Raw genomic sequence first — 17,720 nt, 5'->3', positions numbered from 1 at the left:
GTTCGGTATTGCAGTTCGGGCAAAGTCTGATCATCAGAAAAATTCTAAATGGAGGGGAAACGTGTATCTTCCGAAATTCTCAGCGTCGATCCGCCACTTTCGAGCATATTTCGAAGGCGCCGGAAGTCGCCGCGAGCCGGAATGCCCGCAAGCCAGACCTCGCCATTATCGTCGAACATGACGTCGAAGGTGCGGTCCCTTTCGTCGATGGGCCTGTCGAAACTCGCGAACCGAGCGCGGCCCAGCGCCGTCATGAGGTGCAGCTCTTGATTATCGCTGCCACGAAGCGCGAGGGTTTGCTTTTCATTGATATCAAACGGCCCGGAAACGACCGCGTCAATCAGAGATGGCGATGTGGCTAGTGCTTCGCAGATCGCGGTCCAGGGGTAGCCGGTAAAGACCAGGATGTCCGCCTTCGTTCGAGTTCTAAGCCGCGCCAGAAGATCGAACAAAGCCTCGCGCTGATCGAAAGGCTCGCCCCCCGAAATCGTGATCCCGTCGGCGGTCGAAAGCCATGGCAAGACTGCCTCGATGACGTCCTCTACGGTCGTCGTTCCTCGTCCGTGCGCCCAGGTGTCCATGGATATGCATCCCGGGCAGCGGATCGAACAGCCTTGAAACCATATCCCGATCCTTCGGCCGGGCCCCAACGTTGTGACCGGGAAATGGATGCGCGACAGATTGACCCTCATGGGGAATCCTCGCTCACGAGATCGATCGTGGTCGATGGGCCGGGCCTGATCTGTTCAATCCTGTATCTGTGTCCGGCTTCCGCTCCGCGATCGAAGAGACTGCGCGATAGCGGGTTGATAAGGTGAGATTCAACCTGATTGCGGATGCCGCGGCCGCCGTTTGAAAGATCAGAAAGGCACAGGCTGCGAAGGACCTCCCGGGCAGCTCCGGTCAACTTCACGTCACAGCCGAGCGATTTAACGTCCCTGAGCAGGTTGTCGACCATCTGATCGAATATCTCGTTTGCCACCTCGACCCGTATGAAGTCGAAGACGATGACGTTCTCTCCGATCCGGTTCAATATCTCGGGCCGGTTGAGGACCTGTTTGAAGTGCTTTTCGATCTCGCTTCGGACCTTGCTCCGTACCGCTTGGAAGCTCTCTTCGGGTGTGACGTTGGCAATTCTCTCACCAGATGGCCCGGGGACGTAGATGCCCAAATTCGAGGTGAAGACAATGAACGCTTCGGAGAAATAGACACGATCCCCTCGTCCCGAGGTGAGGACGCCATCGTCGAGGACCTGCAGGAATTTGTCGAGAATCCTCGGATGCGCCTTCTCGATCTCATCGAACAGGACGACGCTGAACGGCTTTTCACGGATGGCGTTCGTGAGCTCGCCTCCGACGTCATACCCGATATAGCCGGGCGGTGCCCCGATCAGCCGCTGGTCCGAGTGCTCGGCACTGAACTCCGACATGTCGAAGCGGATATACGCAGATTCATCGCCGAAAAGCAGGCTGGTGATGGTCTTGGCGAGTTCCGTCTTGCCAACACCGGTCGGCCCGGCAAGAAAGACGACACCTCTTGGCCGGCCGCCGCGCGGCGATTGTCCGATCCCCGTCACCGCGCGCTTGACGATATCGAGCATATGCGTGACTGCGTGGGACTGTCCCTTGACGCGGCGTCTGACGAATTCTTCACCCGAACTGATCTTGTCGCGGCTGATCTTGCGCCAAGGATCCTCAGTCACGCCCACTTTGAAGCGCCGCACGGCATCCCCGATCCGGTCGTACTGCACGCCTTCGCTGCGGGCGAGCTGCGCGACCGCGCTGACGTCGAGCAACAGAAGGCCTTCAGTCTCGTCCACGAATCCTTGAGTACACTTTTCTAGCTCAGATTGGTCCGCGTTCTGCGCGCCGGGTAGACTTCGGACAAGGGAGCGGATCATGCTCCTTCTGGCAAGATGATCCGGTCGCCCGATAGGCACGTGTCTGATCTTCGGGTTTCCGATCAGGAACCAATCAGGCAGATCACCCTCCTTGTCGACGATCCAGACCACCGTATTGAAAAAAGGCAGCCGCTTATCTCCCGCCGGGCGCGTCCGCGCCGCATGAGAGAGGATCAGCGCCCGCGAGAAAAGCTGGTGCTCGGCTGGGGCTAAGGCGTCGTTTCGCGCGATCAGTCTTGAGGCAAAATCGATGATAAGGGCGGACGGCTGGCCTTCAGCCATGACGTGCCGTTCGAGCGTCATCGACAACAGATCAATCCCGCCCGCAGCTGTGCCGGCACTCGGTACTAGACCCAGTTGAGTGAGGTAGCTTCCGTCGGCCGGCTCGACCTCCCGAAATCCATTCAGAAGGTCGAACCAGGCGATCCGCCCATAACCAGCTGCCTTTAGAACGTCCGGCAGAACTCTCGATAAGGGCGCTGCGGTCACCTCGCCCTGACCGACCTCGTGGATCTGAAGGTCCCGCGTATTGCCCGAGAGCACGAATTGGCTGCGCAGAGGCAAAAAGCGCAGCAAATCGCGGAGCCATCTGGCTCTTTCCACCGAACTGTCGTGCACCGATAAGCCCCCCTTGTACGCGTATCGCGCGACTATAAGCTATCCTACTCGCCGATTTCGAGAGTATTTCCCATGAATCCATAGGGAAATGGGATGAGGCGACGAAGGACGAGAAGGGCGGTTCGATCGAGATCGGAAGGGGACATCCAGCCCATCGGGGACACCATTGGCGTTCGCGATCTGGTCGGCCAAACGCATCAGATCGTGTGCGACGGCAAGCGCGATCTCTGGGAGATCGACTTTCGGCCAACGAATAAGCGCATCATTCGCGCGGAGCTAATCGCTACTACGGTTCGCTTCTCAGCAACGGAGGAATTAGACAAGGGTCATTTGCGCCCAGTCGGCTCGGAGTCTGACACCGCATGCTTGCCCGCGACTTTCGATGTCGGGTTCCGGAACGGACTATGGTGCGCTCTTGAGTTTGGCGTCCGACCGTGCCCCAATGCGCCTTATCGTGGAGCTCTCCGTATGCGGTTCAATTGAACATGTCCGGTAGACGCCTGCCGTCGGCAATCCTAGTCGCGGGGCTACTTGCGGGGACGCATGTTTTCGCGCAGGAGGACAAGAAGACGGACGAAGACAAGCCCGCCGATCCGGACACCGGCGAAAGCACGGTTGAGGAGAAGACGCTCGGTCTTCTGCCAAATCCCTTCCAGAAATCCGGGATCAAGTTCGCCGCGACCTACATCGGCGAGACGCTCGGAAACCTCTCCGGCGGACTGAAGCAGGGAGCGATCTACGAAGGCCGGCTGAATCTCGCGATTGATGTCGACCTGCAGAAGCTCGCCGGCATCGACAAGCTGACCTTCCATGCCAACATGTTCCAGATTCACGGCGAGGGACTGTCGCGCAACTATCTCGACAATTTCTTCGTGGTCAGCGGTATCGAAGCGTTGCCGTCGACGCGCCTTTACGAGGCCTACTTCGAAAAGCAGTGGGGCAACAAAAAATTCTCTCTGAAGTTCGGGCAGCTCGCCGCCGACAGCGAGTTCTTCAACACGAAATACACTGACGTCTTCACGAACGCCTCCATGGGCTGGCCGGCGATCACATCGCTCGACCTGCCCAGCGGCGGTCCGTCACCGCCGCTCGCGGCAATGGGTACCCGGCTGCTGGTCAACATCACCGATCAGCTGTCCGTCCTTGGAGGCATCTTCGACGGCAATCAGGCAGGTCCCGGCCCGGGCGACCCGCAAGAACGCAACCGATATGGCGTCAACTTCCGCATCAACGATCCGCCTCTGCTGCTCGGACAGATCCAGTACGCCTGGAACAACAAGAAGGGCGATCCCAATCTAACCGGCCAGGTCAAGTTCGGCGGATGGCGTCACTTCGGGCCTTTCTCAGATCTTCAACTCGCCAGCAACCGCGTTTCGGTTGCGGCGCCGAGCAGCAGCGGCACCCCACTCATGCTGGCGGGCGACATAGGCGGCTGGGCGGTCTTCGAGCAGCAGCTTTATCGCGTGCCCAAGAGCGATGACCGGGGAATCGGCGTATTCGCTCGCATTTCGGGCGCTCCCGCGGACCGCAACCTGATCGATCTCTACGCCGACGCCGGGTTCGAATTCATCGGCCTCAGCGACAAACGGCCGGACGACAAGTTCGGTGTCGCGGCCGGCTATGCGCACGTCTCCAAACGCGCCCAGGCGCTGGACGCCGACTACCGCGCACTTGTCGGTCCAGCTTGGCCCATACGCAGCTTCGAAGGACTGTTAACGGCCGTGTATCAGTACCAGCTAAGGGACGGCTGGACGCTCCAGCCCAATTTCCAATACATCATCCGGCCGGGCGGCGGAGCGACGGACCCGACGGGCCCGATGCCGGGCCGAGCGCTGAAGAACGCGGCAGTCCTCGGCTTGCGCACGACGGTGAAATTCTAGGGCCCCCGACCGAGGAGGCTTCTACGCGAAGAACTATCCGCGCAGAGAGCATGAAGATTTCGGAGGCGCGCCGCGGGATGGGTTCGGCTGTTGTATGCCGCGGCCGGGGAATTCATCCTGTGAGGCCAGGAGATGAGAGCGCGGCAGATGGCAACGTTCCAGATCTCCTTGGCCATGGGCCCAAGCGGCCGTCCCACTCCGGCCTGCGGCACTCGTTTCTGGGCCGCCCGTCCTCCGCCAAACATAGGCGAGCATCGAGGCGGCATCCGGCGCGAGCCACATCTATCACGGATTAAGGGCTTGCCGCTTTTTCCCGATCTGCTGTAGGATCGTCTTTGTCAGGAATTCGAATAGCCTCCCTTTAGTTTCAAATTTCGCAAATTCATTTGAAGAATTCGTGGGGGACATCGCGATGGCTAAGCCTTCCGTTTCCCGTGACGCATTTCGAGGCTTGTTCGCCTTTTATGCGGCCAAGGCCCACCATGATCATAATGGTGTCGCCGAAGGCCGGCTTCTCAAACTATTTGGATCGAGCGAGCACATCCCCGAGGGCCTATTGGAGTTATGGTCATCTCGGACCGAGCTGATTGGCTCTGAGACCGTCGGCAACATAGTGTCACCACTCGCTCATGAAATACTGGATGGTCGCGCACAATATAACCACGCTAGCGACTTCCTTCATCGACTGTTGCGAGAGTTAGACCGAGACGTCCATTAAGCGCGAATGCGAGGGGCTGACGCTGATCTGTGCAGGTTACTCCCAACGGCTTGGCCTTGATTTTCAAAGTACCGAGCTGCGGCTCCAAACTCCTCCGGTTCCACCCGGCCCAAGCTGCGGAGCGGCATAATCATTCAAAACATGTCGAGATAGCCCAGCCCCGCCCACCGCCACCAATTCAGGGGAGCAGTCCACCAGCTCAATCAGCGCGTGATCGCTCATTTTCAGCAGTCTCGTATGGGCCAAGCGCGTTCGCTCGATCTGTGCGTCGGTAGCGCCATGATTACGGCGTACATCTCAGCGACTGGTGCGGAATACTTCGCGACGTAATAGCTGACCTCGCTGCAAGGGATGCGCGCGCCGTGGTGACGCGAGGCCAGGGTTCGGACCCCAGCGGGATCAGCAACAAGGCAACAATTTCCTCCGCCCGCACGATCATCTTGCTGTCCCCCTTTACTCTGTCTGCTTTGTACGGGAGCAGGCCTGAATCGCGCAAATTAACGTTCGTGTGCTGGTCCGAAGTGCTGTGAGACTATTGCTCTTATGCCGCGGTGCTGCGCGGGCAAAGGCTTGAATATTTAGGCGTCGCTAAAGGCGATCCCGTTACGAGCCCCCAACCCCGATGCAGCTTCCCAACAATGGCGAGGTGGCAAGCTCGATCGGTCGTATGAACGGCTCAACGAGCTTGCGATATCTAGCTCCGCCGAAGAACTCTCCTTCCACGGCTCGCCTTAGGGAGACGGCAAGTCGTGGCTATCCTTCTCGCCTGAGCGGCTCGTAAGCGACGGCGGAGAATCTGCAGTTCTCGAAATAGTGCAACCACTCGCTCGAGCCGTTCGCCCAGAAGAGCCGAATAATTGTGAACTCGACCTCGATCACTCATTACTGCCCAAACCATGAATTTTGTAAGCAATAGGCGGTCGACAATGGGAAAAATATGCAATCTACGGTAGGAACATACAACTGCTAAATGACAATGGCATTAACAGGGGGCCCGCGCAAAAGTCCTACACCATTGTTCAGAGTGCGCTGCTCTTTCGTTTCGTCTTTCGGGTCCGTTTCGCTTCGAAGGTTGAGCCCCGATTGGCAAGCTGCAGGCCTGGTACGACGGCACTCTCGGGCGGCGATCTCCCAGTTCGGGGTTCCCTTCTGCCCCTAGTCTAATCGTGTGACGGCTGCCTAGGGACTGCTATCAGCCTGCGCGGCAAGAGGATGGCCAACACCACGGCACGAGTTAGAGGCCACAAAGGCCTGGAAAGAGTCATACAACTGATCAGCGAAGCCGCAGACGGCAAATGATCTCGCCCCGCCCCGATCGAGCCAAAAGGACCGGCAGGCGGTCTCATAAGGCGGATCGTTCCCGCCAGAATCACGCCTTGGCTACGACCGGAGCTCGGTAGTTTTCCTGCCAGAACCACTTATCTCGACAGGTTTTGCGCTCTATCGCTCAGCGTCACAAATCGCCCGCCGATCATCGCACCTTAGAAGTCGTTGCTCAGTAAACGCAACAATTTGAATTCATTCGCGCTCAAGCAGCCCGACGTGCAGACGATGACAAGCGTCAAAACGAGGTGGAGAGCTCGCCAACAACGTCGGTTCTGCCGCTGGCCATTCGTGACGCCAAGGCCGAATCCTTCGGGGAGAGGCGTTTAGATTTTTTATAATCGGCTCAGCTACTGCCACGACGGAGAGTCCTCGCAGAACGAACACGTGTTGATCCGACCAGAAAACGCACTGTCGCACCGGTCAGCCATTGTCAACCACTACGCGGTTACGACCGTCTGCTTTTGCGCGAAGAAGCGCAGCATCGGCGCGATCAAACAGCCCTTTCGCTGAATCATTGGTACCCGTGAGAGCGGCAAGGCCGGCGGAGATCGTCACCGCGATCTGCCGTTCACCGCCGTTAATCGAGAACAACTCTCCCGCGATGCTTCTCACAAACCGTTGGGCCACTAGGCTTCCAACATGTAGATCAGTCTGTGGCATGACGATAACAAACTCATCACCGCCGTACCGACATCCGATGTCTATGCCACGGATCGACTTGCGGATGCGGACCGAGACTTCTTTCAACACATCAGTTCCTGCACTATGCCCATAAGTATCATTAATAATTTTCAAGTTATCGACATCGAGAAAAAGGAATGCGAGCCGTTCGCTCTTCGCTATTGCATTCGTGGCGGCAACCTTCAACTGGACTTCCGCATATCTCCAATTGAGCAGCATTGTGTGCGTGTCTGTCATCGCCATTTCGATGGAATTCTGCAAATTCTCTCGAAGGTAATCGACATAGCGGTGCTTCTTGATCTGGGTGCGGACCCGAACCATCAACTCATTCTTGTCGCTGGGGCGAAGTAGATAATCGTTGATGCCGATCTCTAGGCCTCGGAGCAGCCGCGTCGAGTTCTCGGGATCGGCAATCGCCAGGATCGGCACATTGCGGGTCCGCTCCAGCGAGCGCATTTGGCTGCAAAGCCGCAGGCTGTCGAAATTTTTGAGGTCGAGCGAGACGATCAGCAAATCGTAATTACCTTCGGCGGCGTGGAATAGCGCTTCGCTCGGGTTCGGCTCGACCTCGATGGTATGCTCGGCGGCGAGGATCGTCGCCAACCGCTCGTAGGAGGATTTGCTGTCGTCGACTAACAGGATGCGACCGCCCTTGCCGGCGTCGGCCATGACGCTGGGATCTGGCGCCAGCATGCCGATCTCGATTGAGGCGGCAGCGCGCATGCGCAACTCGTCGACCATCATCTTCAGGCGCGTCAGAGAGCGCACTCGTGCGATGAGCACGACGTCGGGGACAGGCTTCGTCAGGAAATCGTCGGCGCCTGCTTCCAGCGCTCGGTTGCGGTCGTCTGGGCTATCGAGCGCTGTGACCATGACGACGGGAATGTGGAAGGTGAGCGGATCGGCCTTGAGGCGGCGGCAGACCTCGAAACCGTCGATATCGGGCATCATGACGTCAAGCAATATGAGGTCACAGTCTGTGCGGCGGGCCAGGGCCAGCGCCTCAGTGCCGTTCGACGCGGTCATCACGTCGAAATACTCCGCCGACAGGCGCGCCTCCAGAAGCTTCAGATTGGCGGGTACATCATCGACGACAAGAATGCGTGCTACCATGTAAACTCGCGCGGCGGTTTCGCAAAATGCTTCGAACCTGAGTTGCAGCAATTATTTTTGATTGGGCAAGTCGCGACGGGGGTCATATCGCAGCATCTGGAAGAAGATCATCGAAGGCCTCGGTGACGACGACCCAGTAGCTGATTTTCGACAGATGCCGAAAAGCTGGATCTTGGCCGTTAAAAATCTTCTCTCTTGGCAGTCGTAGATGCCCGTCTTGATGAGCCATGTACCTTGGTATGACGACGGTTCCTTCAAGGGGGAAGTCGGCTCCGCCACCAAGATACGTATACGTCTTGCTCGTGCCGAGTATGAGCGGAGCCAGCATTGATCGAACATTTTCCAGTCCAAACTGCGCGATGCAAACCGGCGTGAGCGATCTTTGCGAGCTGCCAGCAGAATGCGTCGAGATTGACTGTCGCCCGAAGAGACTGCTTTCGCTTCCCCCTTGTGAGGAGTTGGCGTTCTTGCTGCGGCTCCTCTTGCTGAACCTGCCGGACCTGGGAATTAAAATGCTGCCCGAAACCAATTCTCGGCTGCTCGCGGAGGAGGGTACGTAGCAAGGAGGGGTCGGGGTCGGCAATAGCACTGGAAATGTGGGACTTTGCTTTAGGCTCACATCTTGCGATCTGACGCCGAAGGTCTGATGTACATCGACCTTGACACTCTTCGGCCTTCGCTGTTTGTGCGGAGTGCGAAACCAAAATTGAAGGCGAATGTTGCCGTACATGGTTCGCGATACGATCTGTTCAAAGTCGCGCGTGGAGCACGATGAGCAGCTGGCCCTTGGCAAAACCCATGATCCAACCCGCTCCACGGGCACAACATGCTCGCCCGTAGTCAGCCGGTCGAGCCGCAGTAAATATAACTGCGCACTGGGGTATAGTGGACATATCCGCATAGATCAAAGCCATGGTGCCCGCCGAGACGCTGTCAGCGTCTTTTTCGGAGCGTCGTCCAAGCTGGTCGGGGCGGATTTCTCTTAGGCAGGCCCAACCCTGACACGAGGACTTTCACTCGCTTGCTGCCGATTAGGCGGCCGTTCAGTCTGACTGAAACATCCATGTAATGATCGCCGTGGTAGGCCGAGTCGCGAGAAGTCGAAATCCCTTCACCGGCGCGGTGGCCCAGATCGTTGACTTCTTCGGCCCCGCGCCCGGAGTTGCGCACCATCCATCTCACTTCGGCCCCTGGAGGTAAAGCATGCGCGTTCGCCAGCGTGAACGTGATCTCGCATCCTTTGGGTATGGGCCCGATCCCGTCCACTCCAGTGAACGTTCTAGAACCGACCGTTGCTGTCACATTGACAAGGGGATTGAAAATCAGAGTGGCAAGCGCTCGGTTTTGGGCTGCTTTGAGAACGGCCTCCTCTTCATCGTCTTCTTCCGGAATGGGAAAGAATTGATCAAAAGCCTCGGACCACACGTCGGCAGCGGCGGTCTTTGTGGTGGTCACGAGGCCTCGTTCGGCTATCGAGAGGAATCCCTCAAGCTTGTCTAGCAGCGAAGAAGAATCCTCCTGGGAGAGGCGATTGAGGTTCTCTTCCTTGTTTGCTGGATTCTTCACGATAGCCGATTGTTGCAGGCGATCGACCACGACCCGCAGCGTTGCAGCCAGAAACTCATCGTCCCCACTCAGCTTGTCCTTGTCGAGCTCCTCGAATGCTTCGCCCACGAGCACGGTCAATAGGATCGACGACGGGCGCGAACCTTCTCCGAACCGCAGCGCAGCCCACATTTTGAAGTAGCGCACGAGCCGGCGGCACCGTGGTCGATCACTTTGTGGTATGGCGTCCTTCCACCATTCATAGATAGCCTTGGGATCGCTATTCTCCCATTCGTTTTCGGCGGTAGCCAAAGCGCGCGCATCGCGATCGCTATCGAGATGGTAGGAAGGGACATCGATGTGAAAACTATCGTCGAAATGCACCCGACTGCATCGAGCCTTAGGAGGATCTTCGACCTCGGATGCGTCGTTGCCATCGTCATCGCAATACCTGACCAAGCTCTCCTGAACGAAAGTCTTTAGATCGAGCGGGCTATGCTCGCCGTCGTTCGGCTCGCCGGCCCAGCGAAAATATATGCCAACATCGATATCGAATTCTTCATCGGGACTCGCTGGACGAATCTGAGTGCCGAATTTGTAGGATCCCTGCAGCCACCATGCGATCGCGCAGCCAGATCGCTTGGCGAGATCATCTCTCAGGTAGATCGCAAGGTCATTCCAACGCTCCTGTTGCGTGTTGTACTGCTCGCCGGAAGGGCGCACTCGCCAGTCGAGGCAAATCTCTGGCTCGTCAGTGTTGAAGAACAGGCTTGCAGCGATCCCCATGTCACGATGCCTTCCGATTGTAGAACTGTGCTGGCGGCGCCGTGTGCTTCAGGAACGAACGGAGGGGGCCTTTGCCGAGGTTGTCGCGGATCGAGGATTCCGAAAGTGCCCAAAGATCCCGAATGGCTCCCTCACTTGCTGCGTCCAGCGCAAGCTGTCGCTCTTGTTCAGGAGATTGTTGATGGTCAATCCGCAGATATCGAGCTTCGAGGCGGTGCCCCATCATATATTCGGTGTTCAACTGTTGGGCTGAGATCATCACTCGCGGAAGGCGCTGGTTATCCATCCAACCCATCCAGCCTAGGTCGGTCTCACCGGAATTGGAGAATGAGAATCGGGAGGTCGTCGTGCCGATGCTCAGGATCCAAACATCCTCAGGATCGTGATCTAGGAAATGCTCGGCTTCGTGAAGGGCCAGATGATCCGGGGAATTGGCGTAGAGCCCGCCATCTGCGAAAAGCTCTCCGCCGATCTTGTGGAGTGGAAAGAATGTTGGCGCCGCCGACGTGGCAAGCGCAACATCGACCACCGACACCTTCCAATCCCTCTGAAAATTCGGGTGGTGGTCGGTCTTAAAAACCTGCGGCGAGCCTTTGGTGAGATTGACTGCCGGCACCATCACGCGGTGTTGAAGATCCCCGAGCGTGGTCGTCTCACCCACCAAGTCGACGATCGTCGATCGAAGCGTGCTGGCGCGGTATTTGGCGTGTAGGGCATTCGAGGCGAGAGCGACCTTTTTGGCGAGCGCGCTCTGCGGCGGCGGTTTCCGAGAGAATATCTTTGGCCCATCAGTCGCGATTGCGTTCCTGATCACTGCTGCTTCGACTTCGGCAGCAAGGCCGAGCGCGATAATGCCGCCCACGGACGTACCGGCGATGAGGTCGAAGCAGGATGCGATCGGACGATCGATCTCCTTCTCGATTTCGGCAAGGATGCAGGCGGTATAAAGGCCCATGAAGCCTCCGCCAGACAGTGAGAGGATCTGAAAGGTCAAAATAGGATCCGTACGGTCGGAGCGACGAGCTCGAAGATGCTTAGGCCCCGGCTGGCCCCTACGCCACGTCGGTGGAGTGTCGTTCGGTGCCTAGACTGATAACGATGGTGTAGCTTTTAGGACCGCCGACTCCCTTGTTCAAGATATGTTGTCGGCGGAGAACTGTCTCGCCCACTGCCCGACTCTAAGCAAGTTGCGGAACGGTGAGCTCAAGCGGCGTGAAGTCGCGCGATCGCACAAGGAGCGGATTGCCTGACGCGCGGCGATCGCCAAGTTTGAAGCCGACATCGATCGATGATGATTCGAAGTCGATTGGGGCGGAACATGAGGAGCTTGCCATGCGGATTTATTGCGTTCTAGGCAAATGAACGAAGAAAAAGTGCACGAGTAGGTGCATCCACAGCGCAAAACAACGACGTCGCGGCTTTGATTCTCGACATCGAAAATCTCTTGACGGTTCAAGAGAATATTCGATAAATCGCGCCACTACTGTAGGTTATGTTTTCAACTTTAGGCCGGTGGCCCCATAGGAGATCTCCCGTCAGTTTGTTGCGAGTTGCCCATCATGTATCACCGATGCCTTCGACGAGGGCTGGTGCGAATTTCTAGAATAAAAGCTTATTTTTTGTGCTGAGGACCTTGTCCGATCGGCATTTCGGGGAATGACGCGATGACTGTGCGCGAGCAGCTCTTTACATTTTTGCGCAACCTCCGGTGGATTGCCGTCTTTTCGGTGGTCATTTCAATTCTGCTGTACCTGCCAGATCAAATTCAGGAGCTCTACCGGATAGCCGCTGACGACATTGGGTGGGTAACGCTCAACGACGAGCGCGGCTATCAGAAATACCAGGATAAGGTCTGCGTACGAGCACCAGCTGGCGCAGTCGATCAAGGACCATTCGCCGGCTCCTGCGCCCGTGCCACCATATCGAAAGAGCTATGTGGCATATTTCCAGGCCGAGCAGGTCAAGGCCTTGCTGCAGGAATGGGACCGCCTTGAGGAGACCGATCCGCGGATCCTGGCCTATATCCTGAGGGCAGCGTGGCGCGGTCAAGATGTTCAAGCTGTCGAACGGTTTTGCCCGAGTATGCGGTGATCTTCGCAAAGACACGAGAGTTGATGACGCGCTACGTTCTTCATTCTGTGATCATGCAACCGTAAGTCAACATCTAAGGGTCGCTCCCACGCCGTTCAAATTGGCAAGTGATGATTGTTATATCGTGAAACTCGCCGTTCAGTGCAGTCATTGCATGGGTCCATTGGAGGAGACCTTCTATGCTCAACTCCGAAACCACCGCCTGTCTCCGTCGAATTCTGGAGGAAGTGTGCAAGGATCTGTCGCGGCACGAGACCGGCATCCGAGCGCACGTGGCTTCAAAAATTCTAGAAGCCGCTTCTCGAGGCGAGACGTGCGTCGAAGTTCTCAGGCAAGTTGGGCAGACCGCGTTGAGCAGTGCTCCCTCGATGTGGCCTCAGGAAAATTTGCGTCGATCTTCATCCGAAAGTAGCGGCGCCGGCGAACCTGCTGGCTCAACCAAACAGGATTAAAACACGCCGATCCGAATCCATCAGCAAAGCGCCGGCGAACTGGAACTATTCAGGGAGCGCGCCGCCTGGAAGTTGATCCGGAACAGGTAAGTGCGCGAGACGGCATTTGCCGAAAAACGAGATCAATTCAGAGACTGGCCAGCGGCTCTCACCAAGCGGGATCATATGCATCCGCTGACTCACGTAGCAAGCGCAAGGAATTCGGCAATTTGGTGCGCAGAGACGGCGAGCTCCGCGGGTGCAGGAAATCCGCCGCCCGAATCTGTGAGGGCGAAACCCTATGGCTGAGCTACTCGACTAGGACCCGCTAGAACTTCGGAGCTCCTCGCCGGGGGCACTCGGGAAAGGGACTCGCCTGCGGCAATCGCTATCACTTGCCCCGTTCCCGAGGGCGGAGACCGAAGCCAAAGCAGCCCAGGATCGCATCGCTGCGAGCAACGAAGCTCCGACACACGCAAGCTTGCAGATGCCTTCGAAGCGGCCAGTGGGAAAATTGTTCGAAACCGTTTCGTCCACGTCGACCGAACCGGAGGCGTCGGCTGGCTCACTCGCAAAGACTGCGCCGGCGTCTGAACAGGATTCCACCAAGGTTCGTTCTGTTGCATCGGCGACTGAAGAATTGTCAGCTACGCTGAACGAGATTAGCCGGCAAGTCCAGAAGTCAGCTCAATTCCAGTGGAGGCGTGCGTAAAGTCCAGAGCTCTGATGAGCGCGTTCTGTCGCTCCCTCAGGCCGCGGGCAAGATTGGTGATGTAATCGAATTCATCAACACAATTGCATCTTAAATCACGATCTTCTTGCCTTGAACGCGACAATCGAAGCTGCCCGCGATTGAGGGGCTTGGGCGAGGGTTCGCGGTCGTTGCTTCGGAGGTAAAAATAAAAATATTGGCGGAGCAGACCGCCAAGGCCACCAAGGGGATAAGTGTCAGATTGTTGAAATTCGATCATCCACTGCTCAGTAGCAAGCATCAAGGAAGTCAGTAGCTCGGAAATGTGTTCGGCCGTCGCGTCTGCGGTGCAAGAACAAGGCGCTGCAAACCAGGAGATCTTCCATCCGGCCTGGCCAATGCGGGAGACTGCCGCGGGAAATCAGTCGGCACTACCCATTTCCTGAAGTCGCTTCTAAACGAGTTCGCCATAGGTGCCTCCGTTGCCAAAAGCTCCTGCTAGCTCGGCTTCGTTTACTCTGCCTTACGGAACGTTGGGCAATGTCTGGTAATACTTAGACTGACGAGTGGAAACTGCCAGGAAGACGGCGCTCGCGAGCACAGGTGGGATACTGCTGCCCGGGAGGGGTTGCCGAGGGTAAATCACCAGCAAGAGGCGCTAGAGTGCAGGATTTAATCTTACTAGCGCTGCTCATTGCATCAATTGAGATCAAGACTCGTTTATAGATGGCGATCATCGGCCGATACAGCGCGATCGAGCGTACTTGGGGGCTCTTGTTTTTCCCTTGACCCTGCGAGCCCACGCATGGGAACCCATTTTGATGGGAAAAGTCTCTCCCTTTCGTTAGACTTTTGCCGGGGCCCCCAGATTGGTTGTGCCGTGCTATTGTCACATCAGTGGGGGAGCATGACGGGGCAGGTTGTTCTAATGAAAATGGCGATGGGCCGCTACCCAGCGGTCGATGTCGCGGTACCTGGAACTGTTCTTTTCGAGGCTTGCAGCCGCTATTTCAACGATGGAAGCGCAATCGCCTACGTGGTTGGCTCCGCGGTCAGCGCGGATTCCATGGTTGATCCCTCGAATGCAATTTACATTGCCGATCTCGAAGAAACCCCTCAAGCTTTGTCATTGCTCTTGGTGCGAGGTGACCCCAAACGTGCGATACCGGCGTTTGTAAATCCTCGGTCGCGGAGTGTCGTTCAATCACGACCTGACGATCCCGCTTATGTTCCGGGCGCGTCCTGCCACGTCGTGATCTCTAAGCAGGAGATTGCGGCTGGGAACGACCAAGGTCGCTTTCGCACAGTGTTGGAGCAAACTCGAGGCATTAGCCGCGTGCTTGTAAAGGACTTCTTGACGTTACTCCTGAAGCGTTTGGCGGAGGACCAGCCGGACCGTTTCGTCGCGGAGAAGAAGAGAAAGCGTAAGCGCGAAAAATCCGAAACGGTGGAGTACCGCCCAACCGTACGTTTTCATCCGCAGATGAATGGCAGTTTAAAGAGGGACTTGGAGGAGGGGCGTATCGGCGGCTTCAAGCTCACGAGGGGATCGACAAGATTCCGCGGTGAAGCGGATGAGCCCGCAGTGCAGCGGTTGGACGTGCAGTTGCAGGCAAGAATCGCTCCAACCAACGACTTCTCGAAAGTCAAGAGGCTTGTCAACCACGTGCGGCAGACATTGAAAGTGATTTCCTTTGAGTCGTTGAACGTGGAGCTGGTCGACGACAGCGGTCGTCACATGGACAGCATCTCGACTGCGACGATCGGAATCGAAGATCTCGACAATGCCGATATGCGGTACTGCAAAACAGTCACGATTCCAGAAGCTGGTGACGAAGCAGCAGAGTGCTATAGTTCTTTCCATCCTCCGACTAAAAAGTTCGCGTCCAAATGTTTGCAGAATGCTGAATACTGGAATAGCTGATGTTCTGGTGGCTTTCAGAGCTGCTCTCCTGTCTGAAATTTATCGCGATAACGGGCAATCGCGGTTTCTTTCAGTCGAAGAGGGTCTATGAGTTTGTGGTGCCGGGGGTCGCGGCGTTTGCTGCAGCCGCCATATATCTTCTATTGCCCACTATCTTTGCTCCTTCTTTTCTGAAGACGTTTTCAGCGAGTGTTTTCCAGGTGATGGTGTTCGTTGTGCCTTTTCATCTGGCTGCTTTGGCGGCGCTGTCGACTTATCAGTCCGTTGGACTGAATGAGAAGCTACCTGGTTCTGAGGCTCAAATCCGACTTTGGAGTAACGCCGACAACGGCTATTTCTTCCACGAAGTGACCTTGCGGCAATATGCAAGTCTGTTGTTTGGCTACTTGTGCTCACTCGGTATCGTTTACGTAGTGATCTACATGTTCGCAGCCGGCATCGATCTCTCACCAGCTCTAACGGCAGCTGGTCAGTTCACGCTGGTTTACAATGCCGTGCTGTTCGCCTCGTTCTTTTTCGTTTTTCATTATGGGACTCTAACGGTCTATGCGATCACATTCTTGTTCGACAAGGTAAACAAGATAAAGGCGACCTGATCCAGCGGGAGTTGGAGACCGAATATCGGCCTCAGATTGAGGCAGCTTGGCGCTATCGGTTTTTCAGAACGGAACCACACAAGGGAAGGCCACATGGCCCTGATCACTTGCACTCTCTCCAGTAAGACCGTCCCGGCCCCAAACGGCCGGTCGTCCCGGACGTAGACCCAGCATCGTCCCGTATCGGTTTTGGCCTTGGCCAGCACCGGCGCGGTCGTATCGTCGGCATGAACGCGCTCGGCCGCCATGATATGGGCTTCCACCAGGCGCAGCAAAGGCTGAAGCGCCGTACAGACCGCCTAACAGCATCCGCCATGATCGACAGCGCGATCGGCACGCCTTCCAGGGCATAGCGCTCGGCCTGGCGGTTCAGCGGCTGGTGCTGGCCGAACTTCTCGAACATGATCATGGCCAGGAGGCTCGGGCCAGCCCATCCGCGGGCGACAGCATGGAACGGCGCCGGCGCCTGGCTGATCTTCTCGCAATCACGGCAGGAGGACTTCTCCCGCACTGTCTCGATCACCTTGCACTGGCGCGGTATCACTTCAAGCGTCCGCGTGACGTCTTCGCCGAGCTTGCGCAGACGGTTGCTGCCGCAGCATTCACAAGCTGCCGGCGGTTCAATCACCACCCGTTCCCGTGGCAGATGGTCGGGGAAGGTCTGACGCTCGGGGCGCTTACGTGTAAATCCGCGCACCGTCGTCGTTCTGGCCACCGCCCGTTCGGCCGCAAGCTCGTCCTCGGTGGCGTTTGCTTCCAGCTCTTCGAACGTCAGCGCCAGCTGCTCGATCAGGCGAAGAACGCTCCGACCGTTGCTCATAGATCTGATGCTTTAGCTTGGCGATCTGCAGCTTCTGCTGTGCGATCAGCGCCTCGTCTTCCGACGCTTTCGCACGGGCGACCGCGAGCTCGGCGGCGATCTCCAAACCCTTCGCGCGCTCGACTGCCAGCGCCGCCTTCAGGGCGGCAATCTCATCCGGAGCAGTGTCGGGGTCGGCATCCATGAGACGCAGTTGACCTGCCACTGAGTATTTCCTCCAGAAGTAGTTAGAGTCCGGCCTGAAGAAGGACGGACAGATGAACCGAGCAAGGTTTACGGAAGAGCAGATTATCGCGGTGTTGAAGGAGCATGAGGCCGGGGCGAAGACGGCCGATCTGGCTCGCAGGCACGGGATCTCCGAAGCGACGATCTACAACTGGAAGGCCAAATTCGGCGGCATGGATGTCTCCGAGGCCAAGCGGCTGAGAACCCTGGAGGAGGAGAACGCGAAGCTGAAGAAGCTTCTTGCCGAGCAGATGCTCGATGCAGCCGCCCTTCGCGAGCTCCTTTCAAAAAAATGGTAGGGCCCGCCGCCAAGCGCGCTGCTGTCGCGCATCTGCAGGCCGTCATGAGCCTGTCGGAACGGCGGGCCTGCTCGAT

General features: G+C 57.2%; 10 protein-coding genes and 2 pseudogenes. 5 read left to right on the top strand and 7 right to left on the bottom strand.

Annotation, left to right across the window (positions count from 1 at the left end; all coding sequences use genetic code 11):
• Nucleotides 1-44 precede the first annotated feature (44 nt).
• Entirely contained in the window at nucleotides 45-692 is a 648-nt protein-coding gene (locus tag BM374_RS34695) for a 4Fe-4S single cluster domain-containing protein (RefSeq protein ID WP_092303090.1), read from the bottom strand.
• A complete protein-coding gene (locus BM374_RS34690; RefSeq protein ID WP_092303088.1) occupies nucleotides 689-2,518 on the bottom strand; it encodes an AAA family ATPase in 1,830 nt (609 codons plus the stop codon). The genes BM374_RS34695 and BM374_RS34690 overlap by 4 nt, the downstream gene beginning before the upstream one ends.
• A 485-nt stretch (nucleotides 2,519-3,003) precedes the next feature.
• Here BM374_RS34690 and BM374_RS34680 point away from each other — a divergent pair, with 485 nt between their 5' ends.
• Nucleotides 3,004-4,398, top strand: a complete 1,395-nt coding sequence (locus BM374_RS34680) for a carbohydrate porin (RefSeq protein WP_092303085.1) — start codon at nucleotides 3,004-3,006, stop codon at nucleotides 4,396-4,398.
• A gap of 2,464 nt (nucleotides 4,399-6,862) precedes the next feature.
• On the opposite strand, the gene BM374_RS34665 is transcribed toward BM374_RS34680, so the two are convergent.
• From BM374_RS34665 to BM374_RS34645, 3 genes are all read right to left on the bottom strand, one after another.
• On the bottom strand, nucleotides 6,863-8,236 hold the full coding sequence (locus tag BM374_RS34665; protein WP_092303083.1) for a PleD family two-component system response regulator: 1,374 nt from the start codon (nucleotides 8,234-8,236) through the stop codon (nucleotides 6,863-6,865).
• 933 nt (nucleotides 8,237-9,169) lie between these two features.
• Entirely contained in the window at nucleotides 9,170-10,567 is a 1,398-nt protein-coding gene (locus BM374_RS34650) for a CBASS cGAMP synthase (RefSeq protein WP_092303077.1), read from the bottom strand.
• 1 nt (nucleotide 10,568) lies between these two features.
• On the bottom strand, nucleotides 10,569-11,561 hold the full coding sequence (locus BM374_RS34645; RefSeq protein WP_092303075.1) for a CBASS cGAMP-activated phospholipase: 993 nt from the start codon (nucleotides 11,559-11,561) through the stop codon (nucleotides 10,569-10,571).
• Between the two features lie 670 nt (nucleotides 11,562-12,231).
• Between BM374_RS34645 and BM374_RS39005 the strand changes: the two genes are divergently transcribed.
• Nucleotides 12,232-12,561 carry a hypothetical protein gene (locus BM374_RS39005; RefSeq protein ID WP_177248748.1) on the top strand — a complete coding sequence of 110 codons (330 nt, stop codon included), beginning with the start codon at nucleotides 12,232-12,234 and terminating at the stop codon, nucleotides 12,559-12,561.
• Between the two features lie 1,190 nt (nucleotides 12,562-13,751).
• Here BM374_RS39005 and BM374_RS34630 read toward each other — a convergent pair.
• On the bottom strand, nucleotides 13,752-14,060 hold the full coding sequence (locus tag BM374_RS34630) for a hypothetical protein (RefSeq protein WP_143270321.1): 309 nt from the start codon (nucleotides 14,058-14,060) through the stop codon (nucleotides 13,752-13,754).
• Between the two features lie 627 nt (nucleotides 14,061-14,687).
• Between BM374_RS34630 and BM374_RS34625 the strand changes: the two genes are divergently transcribed.
• Nucleotides 14,688-15,704 (top strand): hypothetical protein, encoded by a 1,017-nt coding sequence (locus BM374_RS34625; protein ID WP_092303070.1) that lies wholly within the window; start codon nucleotides 14,688-14,690, stop codon nucleotides 15,702-15,704.
• Nucleotides 15,704-16,300: a hypothetical protein gene (locus tag BM374_RS34620; RefSeq protein ID WP_092303068.1), complete on the top strand. Its 597-nt coding sequence runs from the start codon at nucleotides 15,704-15,706 to the stop codon at nucleotides 16,298-16,300. The genes BM374_RS34625 and BM374_RS34620 overlap by 1 nt, the downstream gene beginning before the upstream one ends.
• Before the next feature lie 137 nt (nucleotides 16,301-16,437).
• Here BM374_RS34620 and tnpC read toward each other — a convergent pair.
• A pseudogene (tnpC, locus tag BM374_RS34615) lies at nucleotides 16,438-17,304 on the bottom strand (IS66 family transposase); the annotation flags it as partial.
• Nucleotides 17,305-17,377: 73 nt separating this feature from the next.
• Here tnpC and BM374_RS34610 point away from each other — a divergent pair.
• A pseudogene (locus tag BM374_RS34610) lies at nucleotides 17,378-17,720 on the top strand (transposase); the annotation flags it as partial.

This window comes from Bradyrhizobium sp. Ghvi (assembly GCF_900115265.1).
In the GTDB taxonomy this organism is placed as follows: Bacteria; Pseudomonadota; Alphaproteobacteria; order Rhizobiales; family Xanthobacteraceae; genus Bradyrhizobium.
Note: the sequence above shows the minus strand (reverse complement) of the source record. Positions and strands in the feature narration are given on the sequence as shown.